17 protein-coding genes and 1 tRNA gene are annotated in these 21,619 nt (G+C 64.1%); 6 read left to right on the forward strand and 12 right to left on the reverse strand.

Features of this window, described 5'->3' with window-relative positions:
* Positions 1-45: 45 nt before the first annotated feature.
* Complete coding sequence (gene pbpC / locus I6F24_RS27680; RefSeq protein WP_225149648.1) at positions 46-2,217, reverse strand: penicillin-binding protein 1C; 2,172 nt, start codon at positions 2,215-2,217, stop codon at positions 46-48.
* A gap of 5 nt (positions 2,218-2,222) precedes the next feature.
* On the reverse strand, positions 2,223-7,418 hold the full coding sequence (locus tag I6F24_RS27685; protein WP_036028018.1) for an alpha-2-macroglobulin: 5,196 nt from the start codon (positions 7,416-7,418) through the stop codon (positions 2,223-2,225).
* Between the two features lie 419 nt (positions 7,419-7,837).
* Here I6F24_RS27685 and I6F24_RS27690 point away from each other — a divergent pair.
* The 3 genes from I6F24_RS27690 to I6F24_RS27700 all read left to right on the forward strand — a co-directional run bounded on the left by I6F24_RS27690 (position 7,838) and on the right by I6F24_RS27700 (position 9,322).
* Positions 7,838-7,914: transfer RNA gene (locus tag I6F24_RS27690), tRNA-Arg, on the forward strand.
* Positions 7,915-8,142: 228 nt separating this feature from the next.
* A complete protein-coding gene (locus tag I6F24_RS27695; RefSeq protein ID WP_225149647.1) occupies positions 8,143-8,505 on the forward strand; it encodes a hypothetical protein in 363 nt (120 codons plus the stop codon).
* 202 nt (positions 8,506-8,707) lie between these two features.
* Entirely contained in the window at positions 8,708-9,322 is a 615-nt protein-coding gene (locus tag I6F24_RS27700; RefSeq protein WP_225149646.1) for an RNA ligase family protein, read from the forward strand.
* 891 nt (positions 9,323-10,213) lie between these two features.
* On the opposite strand, the gene I6F24_RS27705 is transcribed toward I6F24_RS27700, so the two are convergent.
* The gene (locus I6F24_RS27705) at positions 10,214-11,353 is read right to left on the reverse strand and encodes a glycosyltransferase family 4 protein (protein ID WP_225149645.1); all 1,140 of its coding nucleotides are present in this window, start codon (positions 11,351-11,353) and stop codon (positions 10,214-10,216) included.
* Between the two features lie 305 nt (positions 11,354-11,658).
* Between I6F24_RS27705 and I6F24_RS27710 the strand changes: the two genes are divergently transcribed.
* On the forward strand, positions 11,659-12,777 hold the full coding sequence (locus I6F24_RS27710; RefSeq protein WP_225149644.1) for an O-antigen ligase family protein: 1,119 nt from the start codon (positions 11,659-11,661) through the stop codon (positions 12,775-12,777).
* Between the two features lie 183 nt (positions 12,778-12,960).
* Complete coding sequence (locus tag I6F24_RS27715) at positions 12,961-14,643, forward strand: recombinase family protein (protein ID WP_225149643.1); 1,683 nt, start codon at positions 12,961-12,963, stop codon at positions 14,641-14,643.
* A 36-nt stretch (positions 14,644-14,679) separates the two neighbouring features.
* Here I6F24_RS27715 and I6F24_RS27720 read toward each other — a convergent pair whose 3' ends face one another.
* The 6 genes from I6F24_RS27720 to I6F24_RS27745 all read right to left on the reverse strand — a co-directional run bounded on the left by I6F24_RS27720 (position 14,680) and on the right by I6F24_RS27745 (position 17,350).
* Positions 14,680-15,039, reverse strand: coding sequence for a septal ring lytic transglycosylase RlpA family protein (locus I6F24_RS27720; protein WP_225149642.1), 360 nt, complete (start codon positions 15,037-15,039; stop codon positions 14,680-14,682).
* A 7-nt stretch (positions 15,040-15,046) separates the two neighbouring features.
* The gene (locus I6F24_RS27725; protein WP_225149641.1) at positions 15,047-15,358 is read right to left on the reverse strand and encodes a hypothetical protein; all 312 of its coding nucleotides are present in this window, start codon (positions 15,356-15,358) and stop codon (positions 15,047-15,049) included.
* Positions 15,359-15,376: 18 nt separating this feature from the next.
* Positions 15,377-15,544: a hypothetical protein gene (locus I6F24_RS27730; protein ID WP_225149640.1), complete on the reverse strand. Its 168-nt coding sequence runs from the start codon at positions 15,542-15,544 to the stop codon at positions 15,377-15,379.
* Positions 15,545-15,548: 4 nt separating this feature from the next.
* Positions 15,549-15,794 carry a hypothetical protein gene (locus I6F24_RS27735; RefSeq protein WP_225149639.1) on the reverse strand — a complete coding sequence of 82 codons (246 nt, stop codon included), beginning with the start codon at positions 15,792-15,794 and terminating at the stop codon, positions 15,549-15,551.
* 1 nt (position 15,795) lies between these two features.
* Positions 15,796-16,314: a hypothetical protein gene (locus I6F24_RS27740; RefSeq protein ID WP_225149638.1), complete on the reverse strand. Its 519-nt coding sequence runs from the start codon at positions 16,312-16,314 to the stop codon at positions 15,796-15,798.
* Between the two features lie 178 nt (positions 16,315-16,492).
* Positions 16,493-17,350, reverse strand: a complete 858-nt coding sequence (locus I6F24_RS27745; protein WP_225149637.1) for an N-acetylmuramoyl-L-alanine amidase — start codon at positions 17,348-17,350, stop codon at positions 16,493-16,495.
* A 132-nt stretch (positions 17,351-17,482) separates the two neighbouring features.
* Between I6F24_RS27745 and I6F24_RS27750 the strand changes: the two genes are divergently transcribed.
* Positions 17,483-18,490, forward strand: a complete 1,008-nt coding sequence (locus tag I6F24_RS27750; RefSeq protein ID WP_225149636.1) for an acyltransferase — start codon at positions 17,483-17,485, stop codon at positions 18,488-18,490.
* A gap of 87 nt (positions 18,491-18,577) precedes the next feature.
* On the opposite strand, the gene I6F24_RS27755 is transcribed toward I6F24_RS27750, so the two are convergent.
* From I6F24_RS27755 to I6F24_RS37660, 3 genes are read right to left on the reverse strand one after another with little or no spacing between them, the layout of a single operon-like run.
* Positions 18,578-20,605, reverse strand: coding sequence for a hypothetical protein (locus tag I6F24_RS27755; RefSeq protein ID WP_225149635.1), 2,028 nt, complete (start codon positions 20,603-20,605; stop codon positions 18,578-18,580).
* A 30-nt stretch (positions 20,606-20,635) separates the two neighbouring features.
* Complete coding sequence (locus tag I6F24_RS27760) at positions 20,636-21,226, reverse strand: hypothetical protein (protein ID WP_225149634.1); 591 nt, start codon at positions 21,224-21,226, stop codon at positions 20,636-20,638.
* A gap of 10 nt (positions 21,227-21,236) precedes the next feature.
* Positions 21,237-21,575: a hypothetical protein gene (locus tag I6F24_RS37660; RefSeq protein ID WP_276573678.1), complete on the reverse strand. Its 339-nt coding sequence runs from the start codon at positions 21,573-21,575 to the stop codon at positions 21,237-21,239.
* Positions 21,576-21,619: the final 44 nt, after the last annotated feature.

The raw sequence follows: 21,619 nt of genomic DNA on the forward strand, positions 1-21,619 counted from the left end.
CCGCTTACGCTGAAACCGCCATGGCCACAACCGCTTAAGGCAGGGTCATTGAATTCGAATGACGACTGTGTCCGCGGCGCCCGTGGCGTCGATCACGGTGAGCCGTGCAAAGCCCGGGCCGGGCGGATCGATCAACCGATGACGGCGGCCGTCGATCTCGCCGAGCGCGGTGCCGTTAACCATGACGGTCATGGGCAGCACGCCGCCGGCGACCTTGACCGGCATAGCCGCGCTCTCCCGGCCACCCGATCGATCGACGTCGATCCGCGAGCCGTTCAGCGGAAATTGGATATGCAGCGGCTGCTCGCCCCCGCTTCGCACCAGTTCGCCGACCGGACGGAACCGCTTCAAGGGCAGCGGCAGCTTCGCGTTGCTTGCGACCAGGGTTCCCTTGGGCGGCTTCGGCAAGGCGGCCAGCGTCTTGCCGCTGCGGGCGAAGGCATCGAACAGGATGGGCGCGGCGGCGACGCGTCCGATCAGGCCGGGAACCGGCGCTCCGTCCGGACGGCCAACCCAGACGCCGATGGTCATGCGACCGTCGAAGCCGACCGACCAGGCGTCGCGATAGCCGTAGGAGGTGCCGGTCTTGAAGGCGATGCGGTTGTGGGCGGCGTTCTCCGGCGGGGGCGTGCCGAGCAGGACGTTGCCGACCTGCCAGGCTGCGACCTGATCCAGCAGCCGCAGCGGCTCCCGATCGTCCCTGGCCGTCACGATCTCGCGCAGCGGCTTGGTGGTCCCGAGGCGGGCAAAGCCGGCATAGAGCTGGGCGAGGTCCTGGAGCGTCACGCCGACGCCGCCGAGCCCCATGGCGAGGCCGGGCGCTTCGTCCTTGGGCAGGACGAGGTTGCCGCCGGCCTGCCGCAGCCGCGAGGTCAGCCGGCTCGAGCCGACGCGGTCGAGCAGCACGATGGCCGGCACGTTCAGCGACAGTTGCAGAGCCTTCCTCACCGGCACGGTGCCCTGGAAAGTCATGTCGAAATTTTCCGGCGCATAGGAGCCGAAGCGGACCGGGCGGTCGTCGATCAAGCTGTCGGGATGGACAAAGCCGTCCTCGAAGGCGAGCCCGTAGATGAAGGGCTTGAGCGTCGAGCCGGGCGAGCGGATGGCGCGGGTCATGTCGACCTGCCCTGCCCGGCTCTCGTCGAAATAATCGGCCGAGCCGACACGCGCGAGCACGTCGCCGCTCTCATTGTCGACCACGACGATGCCGACCGAGATGTTCGGACCCAGCGCAATTGCGCGGTCGCGCGCCAGCGGCTCCAGCACCTTCTGCAAGGTCGCATCGAGCGTCAGCTTGATGATCGGCGCGTCCTTGACCGTCGACTGCGCGGCGTCGGAGGCATGCGGCGCCAGGATCGGCATCGGCCTGCGCAGTTTCGGCACCGGCATCGCCTTGGCCTGATTGGCGTCGTCGGCGCTGACCACGTGCTCCTCGACCATGCGGTCGAGCACGCGGTCGCGCGCCTTGCGGGCTGCCTCCGGATAGCGATCCAGCCGGCGCGTCTCCGGCGATTGCGGCAGCGCGACCAGCAACGCGGCCTCCGCCAGCGACAGCCGCTTCGGCTCCTTGCCGAGGTAGGAGATCGACGCCGCGCGGATGCCTTCGAGATTGCCGCCATAGGGCGCCAGCGCCAGATAGAGATCGAGGATCTGCTCCTTGCTCATGCTGCGCTCGATCTCGATGGCACGCACGATCTGCCGCAATTTTGCGTAAAGCGAGCGCTGCCGCCGCGGCTCCATCAGACGGGCCAGCTGCATCGTGATGGTCGAGCCGCCCGAGACGATGTGGCCGCGCGTTCCCAGCTGCAACGCGGCGCGCCCCAGCGCCAACGGATCGATGCCGCCATGGGCGTAGAAGCGCTGGTCCTCATAGGCGAACAGCAGTTTCAGGTAGGTCGGATCGACATTGGTCCTGGTATCGACCGGCAACCGCCAGCGCCCATCCGCCATTGCATAGGCGCGCAGCAGTTTGCCGTTGCGATCGACGATGGTGGTTGAGACCTGGCGGGCTTCGTCGAGCGGAAGCGGGCCGAGCGAATAGACCCAGCCAACGAAGCCGATGATGGCGAGGATAAAGGTGAGCGCGGCTGCGGAGAGAAGGCGAAAGGCGATCCGCCCCCTCCGTCCGTCATGGCCGGGCTTGACCCGGCCATCCACGCCAACACCCACCGCCGGCGCGGCCGTGGATGCCCGTGTATGTGGCTCAGCCTCGCTCATCTCACTCACTTCGCCGCCCGCACCTCGACACTGCCCGTGCCGGTCCGACCATAGCGCGAGGGATTGTACATGTCCTCGACATAGGCCTGCGGCAGCACGTATTTGCCGGGCGAGACCGCGCGCACGACATAGGCGAGCGTGAAGACCGACTTGGAATCCGAGGCCCGGTCGACGGCCGCGGTGAAGCGGTCGTCGCGGAATTCGGTATGTTCAGGCTCCTCGCCGTCCTCGATCCAGTCCAGCGTGCCGCTGTCGCCCGACGACACCAGGTTCGGATTGTCGATCTCCAGACCCGCCGGCAGATAGTCGGACACCATGATGTGGCCGTACTCGGGCTTGGCCTCAGTGATCTTCAGCACGACTGCAAAGCGCTGGTTCTGCTTGACCTTGCTGATGTCGGCGGGCTTGCCGTCGAGCGTATAGTAGCCGCGCTCGATCTTGAAGCCGTTTGACGCCGCCGGCTCCGGCGCGACCGGCGAGCCCGACACCGAGACGACCGCCTGCACCGGCGCATCGCCGGTGTTGGTGATCTTCAGCGGTTTGCCGCCCAGCGTGTCCGCCTTGTAGCTGCGATACAAGGCGGTCTTGACCGGCTGGCCGTCGACCTCAATCGACATGTTCTCCTTGGCGAGCGCCCGCGCCGCCAGCACCAGCCACGCATTCTCCTGCGTGGAGGTGTAGGGCGTCAGCCCGCGGGCGGTCTCGACCCGCGACACCGCCTGCGTCAGCGTCGCCCTCGGCGCGTTGCCTTCACTGGCGAGCGACACCAATGCGGCGGCGTCGCGCAGCTGCGAGCCGTAATCGGTGCGGCCGAATTCCAGCGCGGGCTTGGGCGCGAGGCTGTCGAGCGCAGCGCCATAGACCCGCTCGGCGCGGTTGCGGTCGCCGACCAGGGCGAGCGCCGCCGCAAGCTGCGATTTCGCGATCGGGGTCGCGAGGTTGGCAAGCTTGGTATCGGCGAGATAGCGGAGGTCGCCGATCGGAGCCGCGCCGTTACGCGCGAGCACATAGAGGCCGTAGGCGAGATCGCGGCCACCGTCCTTCTCCGGCTCGTCGGCATTGACGACGGAGTTGCGGATACGGTCGAGCGCGTTCTTGAACAGCACGTCCGGCACCGCAAAGCCCTTCTCGCGGGCGCGGGTGAGGAAGTCCGTCACGTAGGCATCGAGCCAGGCATCGTCGCCGCCGGCCAACCACAGGCCGAACGAGCCGTTCGAGCCCTGGCGGGCCAGCAGCCGCTCGATGGCGTCGCGGATGCGCTGGTCGACCTCGGTGTCCATGGCAAGATGCGCGCCGGCCGCGAGCTCGTTGACATAGAGCAGCGGCATCGCCCGGCTCGTGATCTGCTCCGAGCAGCCATGGGGATAGCGGTCGAGCGCCTTCAGGATCGTTGCCGCGTCGAGTGCGGTCGACAGGCTGGCCGAAACTGAGACAGCGCCGGTGCCCGGCACGAGATCGGAGAACATGTCCGAGGTCAGCGTCAGGCTCTCGCCCTTCGCCAATGTGCGGATCGAACGCCGCGCCAGCACCTGCGTCGCCGGCTTGACGTCGAACGCATAGTGACGCACCAGCGCGAGGCCATTCGGGCCCTTGATGTCGACGTCGAGCGTCGCCTGCCCCGCCGCGGTCGCATCGAGCGCGAGCGAGACCGAATTTCGCTGCTTGGCGGCGAGCTTCACCGTGGTTGCGGGATTGCCGGTCATCTTCACCGGGCCGCCCGCCTTCACGCTGATGACGTAGTCGCCGGCCTGGCCCTCCACATTGTCGATCTCGAGGTTGACCGAGCCGCGGTCGCCGTTGAGCAGGAAGCGCGGCAGCGTCGTCGTCAGCACGACGGGATCGCGGATCACGACGTCGGTGTTGGCGCGGCCGAGCTTGGTCGCGGTCCAAGCCACCGCCATCACGCGCGCGGTTCCGGCGAACTCCGGAACATCGAAACTCACTTCGGCCGAGCCGTCGGCGGCGACGGTGACGATGCCGGAATAGAGCGCGAGCGGCTTCTGCGTGGGCGGCGAGCCCTGGAGCTCGCCACCGGCGTCGCCGCCGGACTTGATCTGGCCGCGCGTGCCCGACATGCCGTCGATCAGCTGCCCGTAGAGGTCGCGAATCTCGGCGCTGAGGCGACGCTGGCCGAGATAATAATCGTCCGGCGCCGGCGGCTTGTAATTGGTGAGATTGAGGATGCCGACGTCGACCGCGGCGATGACGACCTTGGCGTCCTCGCCCGGATTGAGCCCATCGAGCTTGACGGGGATCTTCAGCGTCGAATTCGGCCGGATCAGCGAAGGCGGCGACAGCTTGACCTGCAAGGTGCGAGCCTGCTTGTCGATGCCGAACCATTTCAGCCCGATCGCACGGCCAGGCATGCGCTGGGCGGCGGCATCGAGCGGACGGCGCAGCGTCGCCACCACATAGGCGCCGGTGCCCCAATCCTTGCCGATCGGGAGCTTGACCTGCGCGGTGCCTTCCTTGACGTCGATGGTCTGCGTCGTCAGCAGCCGCTCGCCGAGCACGTTGATGGTGAGCTTGCCGGCGCTGCGGATGTTGACGGACACCGTCATGGTGTCGCCGGAGGCGTATTGCGGCTTGTCGATCGAGGTCTCCAGCAGGTCCGGCGTGTCGGCGCTGCCGTCGGAGTACCAGCCGACGTCGAACTGCACCGAGGTCACCGGGCCGTCGGCCTCGTTCGACTTGACGTCGAGCCGGTAGCGGCCGGGCTGCGGCGTGAGCGAGATCCGCGTCGGCTTGTCGACCGTAACAGTGACGTCGCCATCGGCGACGCGCGAGGTCGACTTGACCGGCTCGTACTCCCAGTAATTGTTCTGGCGGTACCACTGGTAGCGCGACTCGATCTTCAGGAGCTCATAGCGCAGGCCGTCGCGGCGCAGCTTCTCGCCCTCCGGCGAGACGAACACGACGTCGAACTCGGCCTTGTCGCCCTCGGTGACGTTCTTGTCGCCGAACAGCGGCTTGATGCCGATCTGCGCCGTTGCCGGCGCGACCGGCAGCACGATCTTGCGCTCGACGGCGCGGCCGCCGGTCTCGACCATGCGGACGAAGATCTGTGCCTCCTGCGGGCGCGTCGAGGCCGGCTGCTTGTCCAGCGTCACCGGGAAGGTCGCGACGCCATTGGCGTCGGCCTCCGGCAGGTTCTCCAGCGGCGTGCGCTCGTTCGAGGTGGTCTCTTCGTCGTCGACGCCGAACTTGTAGCCGGCGAAGCCGGGCCGCTCGGCCGCCGGCGCGATCAGCATGTCGCCTTCGAGCTGCAGGCCCGAAGCAGGTGCGCCATAGAGGAAATGACCGTCGGCCTTAAGCTCCACTGGAGCGTTAGCTTTGATCAGCTTGTCCTTGGCGGACAAGTCGAATTCGATCCGATCGGGGACGTAATCCTCGACCATGAAGGTGGTCTCGCCGACCGAAGCTCCCTTCGGATCGGTGAAGGCGCGCACCCGCCAGGTGCCGGTCGGTACGGCCGAGTTGAGCGGCACGGACAGCGTGCGGCCGCCGGCGCCCTGATCCGCCAGTACAGCGCGACGATATTCGACGCCGTCCGGGCGCTCGACCACCAGCGTCATCGGCCCGCCGGTAACGGCATTGCCCTGCCCGTCGCGCAGCAGCGCGGTGAGGAACACGGTCTCGCTGGAACGGTAGACGCCACGCTCGGCATAGACGAAGGCATCGGCGCCGGCGGGCACCGCGCGCCCCGAAACGCCGCGGTCGGACAGGTCGAAGGCCGAGGTCTTCAGGCTCAGGAAGGCATAGTCGGCCTTCTCGCCGGTGACCGTGAGCATCGCCGGCGACAATCCGCCCTCGCCGCGCGCAAGGCCGGCCTCGAACAGCACGTGACCAGCATCGTCGGTCTTGCGCGTCGCCAGGATCTCGTTGTTGCGCGCGACCAGGCGCACCTCGGCCTTGCCGACCGGGTCGGTCGACGCCAGCGAGTTGACGAAGACATGAATGCCGTCATTGCCGGAATAAGCGGCGATGCCGAGGTCGGAGACGATGAACCATTGCGTGGCGAGCTGGTAGTCCTCGTCCGAGGCCCTCGCCGCGGCCGTCATGACGTAGACACCGGGCTGGAGCTCGCCGAGTGCCTGGTCGACCGGGAAGGCCGTGGTGACGTCCTGGTTCAGCGTCGTCGCAGTCGCAAGCTCGCCGGTCCACACCTTGACGCCGCGCTCGTCGCCGAGCTCGCTGAGCTGGTACTTCGACAGCGTCCTCTGGAAATCGCTGTCGACCACCGTGTTGATCAGGTTGCGGTCGCCGATCCGGAAGACATTGATGCTAACCGCAGGCGTGTTGACACTGACGACGGGAATGCCGCGCTGGCCGGTCCGCGGCAGCACATAGGCGCGGCTGGTGAAGCGCACGAACGGCTTGCGGTCGCGCACATAGATGTTGAACTCGGCCGATTTCGGCAGCCCCTCCTTCACGGTCGACGGCAAGCCGGCGCGCAGGTTGATGTTGTAGCGCTCGCCGTGCTTCAGCCCGTCGACGCAGAGCTGCTTGCCTTCGGCCGACAGCGCCGGCTTGTCCTGGCCTGCAAGCGCCAGGAACGGCGCGAAGTCGGTGCGCTTGGCGAGCTCCTCGGAGAACTGGAAGCAGGCGCGCGGGCTCGCCGAGTCCGAGTCGACGGTATAGTCGAGCAGCCGGAAGCCGTGCTCGTCGCGCATCTTCTCATATTGGCCGCGGACCTCGGCGACCTCGCGCATGTCGAGCGACAGCCGCAGCGCATCCAGTGCCGGCCGCCACAGCTTGCGGTCGGCCAGCGCCTTGCCGAGCACGGCGAGCGCGTCGGCCTCCTCGCCCGGATTGCCGGCGCGCATGTAAGCGATATAGGCCGCCGTCGAGGCGCGCTCCAAAAGGAAGGTCTGCTCGCTCGAGCTCTTCGGCGAGATCTGGAAGATGACCTTGGCGAGCCGCAGCCAGTTGCCGGCATCCTCGGGCGCGGTCGCGGCGATCTGGCCGAGCACGGAAAGGCCGGTGCGGTAATCATTGCGCCGGAAGGCGGCGTCGGCGTCCGTCTTCAGCGTCGCATTGGTCTTGGCGACCGGCCCCGCCTCGCTCTTGATCTGGGCCTCCAGCTTGATCGCGGAATCCGCGAGGTCGTCGCGTTTGAACGCCTTGTCGGCGGCCTGCGCGGTGACAAGGCCGAGCGCTAGCGCGGCGCAGATTGTGACGGCGCGAACGAGACCGATCATTGAAGACTCCCGGAAAGCGCGGACGAACGCCGCGGCGGCAAATGAAATGCGCGGAAAGGTGACGGACTCAAGGCGATGGAACCAGAAGGTGCAAAGCGTCGCTTTCGCCATGACAGAGGTAAGCCCAGAGGAGACCGGCCAAGATATCGCCACGCACGCCGTCCTGATGGCGCAGCACTACCTGACCAGTCGACCGGCGGCCGTGCCCCGGAAGCTGTTCAGCGTTCCCTGCGATGTGATCCATCGTCCAGTCCGCTGCCGCTCGACCCGGCACCCTGACACCCCACCGTTCCGCTTTGTCGCCGCACTGAGGAAAACGGTTCGGTTCAGGCTTGGCGAAACACCACTTTTTTCATATTGGCATGCTACATGAACGGCCAGCCGCCAATCCGGGCGGCCCAAACCGGCCGGCTCAAGACGGTCCCGTAGCTCAACTGGATAGAGTAGCGGATTTCTACTCCGCGGGTTGCAGGTTCGAGTCCTGCCGGGATCGCCAGTCGCGACAGTCAAAATACCCAAGTCAAACCAAGGCTTGCGCGATTCCGCCGCCGAGCCCGTGCGCGTTCTCATTGCAGAACAAGTGCGGACAAAAGGGGTCATTTGGGGCCATGTAGGGCACCAAATCCCCGGAGAAATCCCCGGAGCGATTTCGCACAGCGAAAGCCACTTCCGGGAACATTCATTTCCGCCGCGCCGTTGATGTCTGTCGTTTCGGAGTAAGCGTATGCGTCCCTCGCCCTCGATCGTGCCGGCCGATCGCCTCGACCGCGACATCTACCTGGTTCTCGAGGATTTCGGCGCGCGTGTCGGCTGTGCCTGGCGCGAGACCGACGAGGCCTACACGGATCTTGAGACCATCCTGCAGGACATCATCTCCGGCCAATACGCCTACCCCTTGCGGATCGTCTGCTTCAATCCTGTCGAGGGGTGGTCGCGTGATGCCACGGCCGAAGTCGCCGACGCGCTGGCCGATCGCGCCGCGAACACCGACGGCGAGATCACGCCGGCGCTGCAGGACTTCATCAACGCCAATGCGACGCGGCGCTTTGACCTGCAGCTCGCCCTGCCCCTGCGCCTTGGCCGATGACAACCGAAGGCAAGCCCCTTGGCTGGACTGCACGCGACGAGCGCGAGCACTTCATCCATTGCCCGGTCTGCGGCCAAACGCTGGACATGAGAGATCTCGGCGAGGTCCTCGATCACCTGCACGGCCAGGAGATCGAGGAGGAACCGACCAGGCATCGAGCCGGCCGACTCGCGCATTGCCACTTTCTCCCTATCTAAGGCCCATGCCCCAAGCGTTCGAGTTCTGCCTGCCGACGGCCGCAAAGGTCGTGCCCGACGGCCCCGACTGGCTGCACGAGGTCAAGTACGATGGCTATCGCCTGCGCGTCGAGCGCAGCGGCCGCGAGGTGCGCCTGCTCACCCGGAACGGCCACAACTGGACCAGCCGCTTCCCCTGGATCGTCCAGGCCGCGCTTGAGAACCGCGAGCAGCAGTTCGTCGTCGACGGCGAGGCCGTCATCCTCGGCGTCGACGGCGTGTCCGATTTCAACGCCCTGCACTCGCGCCGGCATGACGAGGAGGTGCAGCTCTACGCCTTCGACGTCCTGGCGCTCGGCGGCCAGGATCTGCGCGCCCTGCCGCTATCGATGCGCAAGACCAACCTCGCGCGGCTGTTGCGGGGCCGCCCCGATGGCATGTTCGTCGCGCCGTTCGAATCGGGCGAGATCGGACCGGACCTGTTTCGCGCAGCCTGCCGCATGGGCCTCGAGGGGCTGGTGTCGAAACGACGCGACCGCCGGTATAGCGGCGGCCGATCGAAGGACTGGATCAAGGTCAAGAACCGGACGCATCCGGCGATGTCGAGGGTCATGGATGCCACAAGCAGCCCATCTGTTTGATGCTTCGTACACACGCTGCGTTGCAGGTTCGAGTCCTGCCGGGGGCTTGCCCTCCCGCTGCGCGGCGTCACGGACGGCGCCAAATCAGCGCCGCACAGATGACGACAAGAGGGATCAATACAGCGCTGATCCTGCCAACCCACTTAGCCATTCGCTCGATCCGAAATCGGAGCACCAATTCGTCGGCTCCGCAGGCAGCGGGGTCGGTTGGTTTTCTACGCATGCAGCCTTCGTGGGGGAACTGAAGAAGTGCAAACTGATGTTTAGCTAAGCCGAGGCCGGCAATCCAGCAAGACTTTGATGCTTCGTTAGCTGATCGCGTCGTTGGCTCGGCCTCACGCCGGGGGGCTTCTACTCGCGCTTAGTGTAGCGATGATCACGATCGCTAGAAGAACCCATCCGACGATATCGACGGATGTCATAGCTCACCCCGTCTCGAGCTAGGCGAAGTCAAAGTCCGCTGGCTATTTCGTCGGGTCACTTGGCCCTCGCTGAACAGCCGGGGGCTACCGAGGTGCCGATTGAATAGCAGGGGGGTGGATCCGCTTTGGGAGACACGCGTTTGGTTGTCTCCGATTGTGGGTTCAGTAAGCCCGAGAGAACTGCCAACGCTGCCACAGCCCCGATGGCAGCGAGCGCGATCTTGTCAGGCCTAGTGAAAACGGTGCGGCGTCGGAGCCCGTCTGATGCAACATGCTTCAATTAACGCAACTCTTTTTAATAAAAGTATCATATGTTAATCCCGGTTCCACTGCAAGTCTCGGTTGTTCGGAGCGATAGCGCTCGCAGACGGAACGCCAGGTGATCGCGTCGATGACCGGCAAAACAAACTATCACCGGCTGTTTGGCAGAGAGCCGAGGAACGAACCCCATCCCGAAGGAGCGACGGTTTCAAGACTGCTGGCAGGCCATCCCGCCTGGGCCCTCCAACGTGGCCACGTTATGCTCCGTACAGTTGTCCTTTCGCGGCGGCTTACCAACTTCCAATTCCTGGGCTATGGCCTCAAGCCAGAGGCTTTGGGTCCTTATCAAGCGGTGCGATTCCGTGGCTGCTGCGGCGCGCAGCGCAGGCAATCTTTCGATCGCATCCTGAATGGCGCCAGCAAGCGCCTCATCAGTGATAGGCTCTTTGACAACTAATCCAGCACCTGAGCGCACTACTTCTGACGCATATCCGCAGACATCACTGACGATAGCCGGGACGCCGGCTAGCAGCGATTCCAGGATGACTTGTCCAGCCGCCTCGACCCGGGCCGGGTGCACCAGGAAGTCGGCCGCGCGCAGCAACCGCATGACGTCCGAGGTGTATGGCACTAATCGAGTCCTGTCCTTGAGCCCAAGTCTTTTGATCTGCCGCTTTAGCCACCCCTTTTCCGACCCGACAATCACGACATGAAGGTCGGGATGGCGGACAGCAGCGGCGAGGACCCGATCAACACCTTTCAGCAATGGATCCACCGCGACCGCTACCGCCGTGATTGCGGCTAAAGGAATGTTCAAAGCGCTGCGGATGACTGATTGAGCCACCCTCGCCTTTGCAGCCTCTATCCGCTCCTCATGCAAGATAAGCGGTAGAACGATGCAGCGAGCCTGGTCGAACCGATATACTTTGGCATACTCGTCCCGCTGGCGTTCGGTAAGGAAGAAAAGCTTTGTATGTGAGTCCGGGCCGAAGACACCCTCCTCGAGAGCGCGGCGGGTTCGATAGCGGGGCAGCCATCCAAGCTGGCCTCCGCGCCGGGCGACTCCGTCGGCCGCAAAATGTGCGTCGGCACCGGGTATGCGTTCGAAAGCCAAGAGGACCTCGGCTTCGGCGACTTTTGCCCACGCGAGAGCCGCTCGACTGAATGCGAGAGACCTGACGTGATTGAATTGTCCCGCCGCATCCAGAAGCACAACTGGACACGGCAGCGAAAGCCTCTCATCAACTGCCGTCGTGACGATTGTGACCACGTGTCCGCGGCCGAGCAAAAATCGAGCGACAGCAAGACAATCACGCTCCTTGCCTCCCAGCTTGACAAGCTGGAACACAGCTAGCACAGCCCTCAAAATTCTTAGTCCCCGGCCTTGGCACAATGGGAAACATTCTAATGCCGCAAACCGCCGGTTGCAAAACGGAAAGTTGCGGCGGCCGCAACATCGAGCAACGGTTGATGGGCACAACTTGCAGCAATAACAAAAGCTTACGACCCGGTCACCCCGTCATTTGGGCCGTATTTCTACTAGGTGTTTCGTGCTCCGTTGCCCCATCAGTCGCCGAGATCATAACGGCCGCTCTCGTCATAGTGGCAATCGTTGCACTGGCCCGGGATCGCAAGCCCCTCCGCGAGGCGCCTATGATCCTAAGCCTGGCCTGGATTGGTTTCGTCCTGTTGAGCGCAACATACGCCGCTGCCATAGGTTTGCCCGGTGATCACTTCAAGGCCCTGGGCAAGCATCTGCCGATCGCCCTCGGGCCTGTTGTGGCGGTCGCTTTTGCCTTTTGGCGACTGCGACGGGAGACCATTTTGGTGGCCTTCGTCAGCGGGCTCGCGATTGGTGCAACGGTTCTGTTGATACGCAATGGCGCGATCTCCCTGATTGCTGGAGAACTGGCCGAGCCGGATCGCGCATTCCTGGGACACATTAACCGCAATACTGCCGGTCTGGCCTGCGGCCTTTTGATGATATCGGCAGCCACGCTACTTCAAAACGTGGTGCTTCAGAAACCACTAGGGCTGGTCTTCACAGCTTGTTCCGCCGCTGCGCTCGGAGCCGCGATCATATTCGCCGAGCTCCTACTGATCTCACTCCAGAGCAGGACAGCTCTCATAGCTACCGGCATTGCAGCGGCGACCTGGTTCGGCGCGCAGCTAAGATATGCTTCCGGCCGCGACGCCAGCAGCCGTCGATATCGATATGCTGCCATTGCTCTCCTTGCGGCCCTCGTCATCGTTTGCGCGACGAACTGGTCTACGATGACGCAACGCTTTGGCGGCCTTATGACTGTCGCTGTGGGGATAGGACGATCGCTTGATCAGCTTGGCGCGTCTGGCCCGGACCGGCTCGCACTCACCGCCCTGGCGCTCGAGCTGATCCAGCAGAGGCCCTTGCTCGGTTGGGGACCGGATGTCTCCCGGCTGCCATACCTCTTCGCGCAAACGAGCGGGGTCAAATCGCTCACACAATTCCACAACGGCTATTTGCAGATTTTGGTCAACTTCGGCGCGATTGGCGCAGTCCTAATGACCGCTCTGCTGGTTGCGGCGCTGCGCGCGGCTGTTCGGTACCCCGGCAGCCTGCCTGCGGCGCCCTTTTCCGGAGCTCTTGCTATCACCGCCTATATTACTGTTTCGAACATCACAGAGAGCGTGCTCTTCGTGAAGCTGGCAGGAGCGAGCGCGATGATCTTGATCGCACTCGCCTGCATGCCCGCCTTCAGCCGGCGGCTATCGCAACAACCGGCGGCCAACTAGTCAGCCCCCTGCTCGACACATTCGAATACATCGGCATCGTGGCGAGCAGCTTCTGGCCTCATAAGCGCACCTGAAGCTCGGCGCGTCTCGTCGAATTCGAATCAAGTCGGCGGGGCACCGAACACGAATATTGCACCTTTCGTGGCGCAGTCTCGCGTCTGCAAGTCAAGCAGGACAGTGTCCATGCAGCTAGCCGCACCTCCCAAAGACGTCACGACGGCAGGATCGAAAGCTGCTCAGTACGTGCGTATGTCGACGGACGCACAAAAATACTCTTTGGAAAACCAAATGGCGGCAATCGCCGCACACGCCGCTCGGCGCCACATGAGCATTGTGCGCACTTACGCCGACGCCGGCCGCAGCGGACTTCGTATTCAGGGGCGCGAAGGACTTCAGGATCTCATCCGGGATGTTCAACTGGGCCGAGCCGACTTCGATTGCGTCCTCGTCTATGACATCACCCGGTGGGGACGGTTTCAGGATGTCGATGAAAGCGCCTACTACGAATTCATCTGCAAACGAGCCGGCGTCCGCGTTCACTACTGCGCCGATGAGTTCGAGAACGACGGGAGTCTCGCCTCGATCGTTCTCAAGAACATCAAGCGGGTCGCAGCCGCCGACTACAGCAAACAACTCTCAAAAAAGGTCTTCCTGGGTCAGTGCAACGTCGTGTCTCTGGGCTATTGGCGAGGCGGACCGGCCGGATATGGATTGCGGCGCATGCTGCTGGACGATCGCGGCAAGCGCCGAGGCATCCTCGAGTACGGTGAACAGAAGAGCCTGAAAAGTCAGCGCACGATCCTCGTCCCAGGCCCGGCGTCAGAGCAGAAGGTCGTGCGGCGCATCTTCAGCGCATTCGTGAACGAGAAGAAAAGCCGGACGCAGATCGCCGGCGACCTCAATGCAGACGGCATTCTCAACGCGCGCGGCAAGCTTTGGACCTCACTGACCATCAGCAACACGTTGAAGAACGAGGCCTATGCCGGTCACCTGGTCTACAATCGGCGCTCTCAAAAGCTGGGCGAGAGGCAAGTCACCAACCCTCCGGATATGTGGGTGCGGCGAAACAACGCATTCAAACCCCTTGTAGCGCCGCGCCTGTTCGCGAAGGCGCAGCGGCGGTTGGCGGAGGTCGAGCATGGACGCGTCCTGACCGACGATCAGATGCTCGATCGGCTTCGTGCTTTGCTCCGTCGCGAAGGTCGCCTCTCGCTCAAATTGATGATGACCACAAAGGGCATCCCTCACAGCAAGACCTACGCACAGCGTTTCGGATCGCTGGCGGAGGCGTTCAGGCGGGTCGGATACGAACCCAAATCCCGCTACTGCTTCAAAGAGACTGCCGCAAAGGCCGACCGTCTGATTGCTTCGGTCGCCCGCAACATCACCGCCGAGGTGGAAAAGCGCAGGCGTAGCATCAGTTTCCTGCAAGAACTTCGCTTGCTGACCATCAGCAGCAGCGTAACCGTTTCCCTCACCCTCGCGCGAGTGGTGTCTGACGGTGAAAGGTACGCGCCGCCAGGCCCGCGATGGGAAGTGCAGCGGCTCAAGTACAAGAAGTCCGACCTGGTCCTGGTCATCAGATTGGAGCCGAGCCAGGGAGGGATCAAGGATTTCTTCCTGCTGCCCGCCGCGAATCTGCCGAAAACAAGGGACGGGCGCGTGCGAATTTCGAAGCGAGTCTTCGATGAATTCAGATACCCTACGTTCGCAGCTGTCATGAGCGCTCTGCATCAGCGGCTAGATGGCCCGCAATGGTCGTGGCCGACGATCGACCCCCACATGCACCCGCGGCCGAAGAAGGGCGTGTCGGCACGAAACAAAAGCCCGGCGCGAGGGGCATCCCGCACCGGGCCTGAGGTTTGACACGATCTGAAGGGCAAAGTCCCCTCACCCTTTGCTTCAATCCAGCCGCTCGACCCGCACGAAACCGAGCCCGCCGATGCCGAGCGCATCGGCGCCGGCGCGGCCGAGGTCGACGCAGCGGCCGGCTATGAACGGGCCGAGATCAGTCGACAGCGCCACAATGGCGGCGCCGGTTTTCAGGTTGGTAATGCGGAAGCGCCGGCCGAGATCTGCGCGCGACGGCCGCGCGATCGTGTAGGGACTCGTGGCGTAGGTGTCGAAGATCCGGCCCGACGCGGTACGGCGGCCGTGGTAGCCGTCGCCGACGCCGTATTGCGAGGCGACGCAGACTTCGGCGCGCGCGGGAGCGATTGCGGCGCCGGCGATCGCCAGCGCCGCCAGGATAAAACGGATCATGATGGGCTCAATATTCCCGATTGATGCCAGGATCAGCCGGCGAGCGGTTGCGGACGAAGCCATCGCCGTGCCTGAGCTCGCGAATGTCCTGCTCGGCCGCCAGGACGCGCGTGTCGAGCACGCGGATGTCGCCGCGCATGTCGGCGATCTTGCCGATGGCCTCGACCAGCTTGCGGATCTCGAGCTGGATTCCGTCGACGCCGGTCTCGAGCCGCGTGATCCGGTTCGACAGCTTCCAGCCGCCGCCAAAGATCTTGTCGACGAAGTTGAGCATCAAGGCGCCCGCCGCGATGAGGATGGCCCAGGTTCCGGAATCCATTCCGCTTCCCTTCACGTTCTATCTGCTGCGCGATCGGCAAACCGCGATCTGGTCGCGCAGCCGCTTGTAATCGCCGATGAACAGCCGCAGTGCGGAGTCCTTCGGCAGGGCCTGGTACTCGGCTAGCGCCTTGTCCTGCGTCGCCTTGTCGTATTGGTTGATCGTCGGGCAGACGATCTTGACCACGACCTCAGAACTTCCCGGTTCGCAGGCTGTCAGCGACAGCATCATCGGAAGGGCGGCTAACCTGATCCATCGCATCTTGCGTCTCCACGGTTTCGGCATTGACCTTCGCCGCGGTCTCGGCCGCGCCGGCTTGCTTGAGTGCCCGGCCGGCCTGGTGGTCGTTCCAGAGGTCGAGCAGGAGTTTTGCGAGAGCGCCGAGCAGAAGCCCGACGCCCTCCTTCGCGAGCCACGCGGCGATCGCCGTCCCCATCTCAGGCAACCCGCGCCGGCGTGCCACTTGGCGTCGTCGGGTTGGCGACATCGAGCGCGATCGCCTGCGCCTGCGCCACCGCCGGCTGCTGCGGCAGCACGTCCAGGATGCGCTTTTGCAGGGACTCCGGTGTCAGCCCGAAGAACTTCAGGGCGTCGGGAACGGCATGCAACGCCGCGTTGGCAGCGACCGCCAGCGCGTCGCTACTCACCTCGACCTTGAGGCCCTGCACCTTCACCGCGCCCTTGGCGATCAGGCTGGAGGCCTGCCGGTTGAGGAACGCCGTCAGCGCCTCGCGGTGCTTGGCCTCGATGTCGATGTTGAACTTGTTCTTGATCACCAGTGCGACCCAGGCCACCAGCGCCGTGATGCCGGCGGCAACGGCACCGTTGATGATGTCGACGAGACTGCCGGTGACGGCCTGGCCGATATCGATCGTGGCGCCGCTCGCCGGGGCCACCGAGAGTGCGGTCATCAGGACTACGGACGCGGCAAGGACCGCGCTGGAACAACGCTTCATGGTTCACCTCTGTGTGTGGTTGGGATTGCGCGGAAAGGAAGCGCCGGCCGCGCGCGGCGATCAGGTCAGGAGCGGAACATCCGCTGCATGAACTTGCGCAAGGCCTCCAGGCCGGGACCGAGCAACAGCGCGACGACGATCAGCGCGATGACGGCGAACAGGATGATCTCGCCCATGGCTACACCAGCGTGACGTAGCGCGCCGAGACGAAGTCGCCGCCATCGTCGCTTGCGATCTTGAGCCAGCGCGTTCCGCCATTCATGGCCTCGCCGATGATCTCGATCACCTCGCCGCGCGCCAAGCGCCGCGTCTCCGGCGATTTCGCGCTCGGCTCGTCGCGCACGCTGAGGAAGTCGCCGGCCGCGACATTGACGATACCCTTCTGCTTGACAGCGACGACGGCCGGCGGCGGATCGTCATCGTCATGCGAGGCGCTGCCGGTCAGCCGCGCCATGTGCGCCTTGATGAGCGATACCATCGCGACCTTGTCGACCTTGCGGCCAGGGCAGGTCTTGGTGGTCTTGGGATCGTCGCGATGGAAATGCAGGCCCCGAACGTTGATCACGAAAGGATCGGGGCTGATGCCGAGCGCGACGTGCAGGCACGCGAGCCCCTCGGCGTAACGGTTCGCCAGATCCGGCGTGAACGCCTCGCTGTCGAAGTCGCCGACACACTCGACGCCCCAGGACAGCGCATTGAACGAGACGGCATGCACGCCGCGCTTCTCCGGCAGCGACAGCACGCAAAAATTGGCGGGCGTGAAAAAGAAGTGCGGCCCCGCGCTCCAGGGGCCATCCTTGGGGCCACCGCTCGACTCCGGCGTGCCGTACCAGCCGGCGAGATTGCGCATCCACTTCTCGTCCGTGATCGGCACCTTGCGATTGCCGTAGGACCGCCAAGTCGCCAGCGAAGGGCCGCCGGTGTGATGCATAGTGACGAAGCGCGGCGTCCAGGCCTTAAACTGGATGGTGTCGAGGTAGTCGAGAAATGCTTTCGATGTGGGAAAGCACGTCCCGACCAAGGGAATCGAGGCCATGGTTGATGCTCCAGGGTTGTGAGGATTTGCAATGTGCACAAGGGAACCGCCGCGAGCAGGGGCCGTTGCTCGATCAGCAGTTGTGGTGCTAGGGTCCGCAGCCTTGGGGAGCTTCGGAAGGGGAACTAAACCTTGGATAAGAACGGCGGTATTCAAGCCGCGCGCGCGATTGCAGCGCTCAGCGTCGCTTACTTCCATTCCTACATTGCGCTGCGCGGCTTTCCGGAAAGCGCCCAGGACCCAATCCCATTTCTCAAGGAGTGGGGCTTTCTCGGCGTCAATTTTTTCTTCGCGATCAGCGGCTACGTGATCTGCCTGATTGCTTCGAAGCCTAACTTCGACGGCAGATCATTTGCGATCAAGCGGCTCTTCCGCCTCTATCCGATGTATTGGGCGATCATGGCGGCCGTTGCCTGCATGATCCTGCTCGGGCGCTACAGGCCGGAAAGCTTCTCGCACTTCCTCTATTCGCTAACCCTGCTCCCTCAACCATCCGCCTCCGTCTACGACGTGAGCTGGACGCTGGAGCGGGAACTCGTATTCTATACCATCGCAGCCGCCACGGTCCCCCTGGCCGGAATCTGGGGGCTCGCCGTCGTCCTGGCCGTTCTCGCCTACGCCGGCTTCGTCCTTGGCAATCCGTGGACCTTCCACATCGTCTCGAGCACTCAGGCCGACTTCCTGAGCGGTGTCATCGTGTACCTGATCAGCAGCAGGCTGCGGATCGGAAACGCGGTGGCAGCAGCCTTGATGGCTCTCGGAGCACTTTCGCTTTGGTACACCCGCTCGCATGATTTTGTTTTCTCGGTGACGGTTTGTCTCTTCCTCATTCTGCTCGGGATGGCGAACCTGCAAGTGCAATGGACCAAAGCACCGCTCCGTTGGTTGATCCAACTCGGCGACAGCTCGTATTCCCTTTACCTGGTGCACCTCTTGATCTTCATGATCGTGGCCCCCGTCCCGGCCAAGCTTTTGCTTCCGGAATGGCTCTGTGAGCCGTGGCGCTTTGGGTCAATCGCTGTCAGCGTCGCCCTCGCGGCATGGACCTGGCGCATCATCGAGCAGCCTATGATTGCCGTCGGCAATCGAATATCGAGCACCCCGCGACGGCAAAAGCCCCAAGCCGCTCCCGCCGAATAGCGTGCTGGCTATTGGCGCATGCAGTCCATATGCGCGGTCGGCGAAAGCAATCCGGTGGCGGATCCCGCCAGATCGTAGGCCACCTCCCTACCAGGCCCGAGCGGCCGGGGTGAACACGACGTCCGTCGCCGAGGCGGCGGAAACATGCGAACTACCTCCTCCGGATTGGCTGTTCTTCACAAGGTAGTTGCAGCCGTTTACGGCCATCGGCGGACTCAGCATGAAATTACCAGGCGTGTTCGTGCCGGTCAGCGCAAACATCCCGTCGCAGCCGATGCCGCCGACGACTGCCCGCGCGCGAACCTGACCGGCAGTGATTCCGCCGGTGATGTTGATGATGACTGGATTCACGACTGCCTCAGCATGGATGCCTACAATCTCAACAAATCCTCCAACGATGCTAATTCCATCTTGACGAGGGCCGCCGGATGCTCCGGAAGGTCCGGAGACATTGAGATTGTTGATCAGGACCTGAGTCGTTCCGTAGTTGATCACGACATGAGGGCCGTTGGCTCCGCCGCAGTTGGCGTGAGACTTGCCGCCCTTGAACTCGACACTGTCCAGCAAAATGTACGTCGCGCCGCCGTAGCCGGTTTCATAAGTCGCACCGCGACCGCATCCACCAGGATAGATCGCCATCCGGCGCAGCCCAGATTCATGCTGGGCGTTGTTGGTGTAGACGAGAGAGCGGGAAGACGCCCCGGAAACGCTATGAGAGACAAACAACTGGAAGTCTTCCAGAAGCGTTCCAAAGCAAGCCAAATGGGTGAAGGAATTGCAGAGCTCGACGATGTTGATGCTGGTATCGAAGGTGTCGCAGACCTTCAGAACGCTGCTGTAGTTGCCCTGCCCTTTGACCTTGACGCCATACGGCACATGCAACGGCACGGTAGCCCCGCAGCCAAACATGGCCGTCTGCCTGGCGAGGAGCACCTGCCCGCCTTGGGTACCACCCCCGTCGATGGTGGTGCTGGTCTTGTAATGTGCAAAGCTGAGGGCGTTCTGAAGCGTGGTATAATTGTTGGTGGCGGTGCCGTCGGTGCCGTCCCAATCGAATTTTGCGCCCATCGAGCGCGCGTCGAGGCCTGCGGCGGGGTACTCAATCTGCCACTTGTTGCCAGCGCTGTCCGTGAAGCTGCCGGTCGGTGTGGTCACCGTGGATACGGTCCAAGTCTTGCCGCCGGAACAACCAGGGATGTCTGAACCGATGGACAGGACATCGCCCGCAGAGTACCCCACCGCCGTCGCGCCGTTATATCCGCCGACGTTGGCAATGGACGTGATCACACCCCCCGAAACCGTGACAGTGGCGTCTGCGCCTCGGCCGGTGCCGCCGTCGAAGTGGACGCCACGATAGGTTCCGTTTGTGCATCCCGACGTGCCGTTGGCGGTAACCGTTCCGGTCAGAATGCGCGTATCTATGAAGCTTCCGGCGATCTTCCGGAAGATCGCACCGCCGCCATCGCCGGCCGTCGCGTAGCCGAGCGTCTGGATCGCGCTGAAGGCCGACAGATCCTGCGTCAGCGCGAAGGCGCGCGACGACAGCACGTTGCCGGACAGCGTCGAGCCGGTGACGTCGAGGCTGCCCGCTTGCGTCGAGATCGCGCCGGTCGCGCCATCGAGCGAAGAGACGCCGCTCGCGGCCGAAGAACCGATCGCCTGCGCGGTCCATTTCGAGATGCCGTTAGACCACAAGAGGTAGGCGCCGTTGGCCGCGTTGATTGTAACGCTCGTCCCGTTGTTGACGGTGTCGCTGCCGGCGCGCGCGATGATCAGCGTGTTGGTGCTAGTGACGGTCCCCTCGAAGTCCGCGACGATCAGCGCCTGACCGGCATTGACCGCGTTCGCCGCCGGCAGGGTCCAGGTGCGCGAGGCGGTGAACGCCGCATTGGTGCCGACGACGCGGTCGGAGGCGAGGATGGTGTAGTTCGCATTGCCCTGCCCGGTGAAGCGGTCGACCTGGAGGCTGCTGCGCGCGCCGGCCGCCGTGGCCGCGCCGGTGCCGCCCTTGGGCACGGACAACGGCGAGGTGCCGGGATTGACCTGGGCAAATGCGATCGTCGTCGCCAGCATGAGCGCGAGCGCCGACGCGGCAAGGCCGCGAAGCAGCTTCATAGCAGTCGTTCCTGTTGCAGTTGGGAGCGGTCAGAACCAGCCGGAGCCGTCGGCGAGCGGCGTCAGCTTGATGGAGCCGCCGTTGGAATCGATCGGGTAAGAGGCCCCGCCCATGACGGTCTTGCCCGTCCCGAGCGAGGTGATGGTGATATTGTTGGTCGCAGCGTCATACTTGCCGTCGACGATTCGAACCGCCTTCGTCGCATTTTCAGGATCGGGCAGCTCAACAGGCGTCGCCTCACCGACAGTCTTTTTGACGATGATGATATCGGCATCGTCGATGTCGACAACCACCGTTCCAGGCGCGGTGTGATAGCGCTGAGTGATACCCTCCGGCGCGGCGTCGGAGCCTTGCGCAAGACCGATGCCGACATGGCGTCTCGTCTTGGTCAGCAGCCCCGACGTCACCGTGATCTTGTAGAAGCCGCCGACGATGTAAAAACCGGCATCGCCATTCGCATCGGTCGTGGTCGGATTCGTGATCGGCGTGGTGCCGGCGCGGTCCGAATAGAGCGTGGCGAGCGGCTGGCCCGGCACTTCGCCGCGCACCTCGACCGATGCCCCCGCAATCACGTTGCCCTGATTGTCGGTTGCGGTCAGGTCATAACGCGCAACGGTCATGGCTCGTCCTTCAGTTGATCTGGCCGCCGCGGATATCGCCGGCGCCGAGGGTCAGGGTGATGTAGCTGATGCCGTCGATCGCGTTGCCGGCCGCCCCGCCAGCGCCGGGCAGATGGATGGGCGCGCCGTCTCCGAAGTGGCCAGACGCGCCGGACAGACCCGGCCCGCCGCCGGCGCCGCCGGCGCCGCCGACATTCCCGTTTCCGCCGGCGCCGCCAGCGTCCGCCGTTCCTGGCGTGCCCGCCGTGGCCGCGGTCCCGCCTGTCGAGTTGCCAGCTTCACCGCGATAGGAGCCCGCAGCGCCGCCACCGCCACCGGCGCCGACGCCGGGATACAGAATCTGGGGCATGCTGCCACCGCCGCCACCGCCGCCACCGCCCCAGACCTCCCCGC

Origin of the sequence: Bradyrhizobium sp. BRP23 (assembly GCF_020194135.1) — a bacterium.
Lineage (GTDB): Bacteria > Pseudomonadota > Alphaproteobacteria > Rhizobiales > Xanthobacteraceae > Bradyrhizobium > Bradyrhizobium yuanmingense.